Annotated in this window: 1 pseudogene; it reads left to right on the top strand. The window is 78.1% G+C overall.

The window, feature by feature from the left end:
- Positions 1 to 319: 319 nt before the first annotated feature.
- Positions 320 to 782, top strand: a pseudogene (locus tag EJA20_RS18510) (hypothetical protein); the annotation flags it as partial.

Below are 782 nucleotides of genomic sequence, written 5' to 3'. Positions count from 1 at the left end.
TCCCCCACCCACGGCCCGTCCCGCCGGGCTTCCCCTCGCGACCCTCTCCCCCATCCACAGCCCGTCCCGCCGAGCCGGCGGTCGTGTCGGTGGTCGGGTGTGGGATGGGCTCATGGCGGTGGGGGCGGGGGTGCGGGCGGCGGGTGCGGGTGCACCTGTTCGTCGGCGTGCTTCTGGCTCGGGCCCCGCGGCCGGTGCGCGGCCGCAGCGCGGGCGCCGCGGCGGGGAGCAGGACGTCCTGCCCCTGGAGGGCGCACCGCGGGGTGTCGCGGTTCTCGACGAGGAGCCTGTCGGTCGCGGGTGGGGGCGGGACGGGCGTGTGCTGGAGGCGCCGCCGGCACCCTCGCCGGAGACGGGCTGGCACCGGGTCGGCACCGAGCAGGCGGCTCGTGCGGCGACGGAGGAGCAGGTCGAGGCATGGGCCGCCAACCCGGTGGCGGTGGCGGGGTTGCGGGACCAGCACGAGCAGTTCGTGCGCCTGGCGGTCGCGGCGGATGCGGCGGTGCGGGCCGCGACGGCGCAGCGCGCGCAGATGCTGGAGCTGGCGGTGCGGTACGCGGTGCTGGCCGACCGGGTGCAGGACCGTGCCCAGGAGCAGGCCGCGGGTGTGGCGTTGGGCCTGCCGGCGGCGCAGCGGCAGGACCTGTCCTACCGGTCGGTGATCGCCGAGGTCGCCACCGCGCTGGGGCTGCCCGAACGCACCGCCGGCACCCTGGTCGAGGAGTCCCTGACCCTGGTCACCGACCGCCCGGCGCTGCTGGCGGCGCTGGGGGAGGGCACGA

It is taken from the genome of Cellulomonas endophytica, assembly GCF_004123805.1.
GTDB lineage: Bacteria > Actinomycetota > Actinomycetes > Actinomycetales > Cellulomonadaceae > Cellulomonas > Cellulomonas endophytica.
This window is presented reverse-complemented; position numbering and strand designations above follow the sequence as displayed.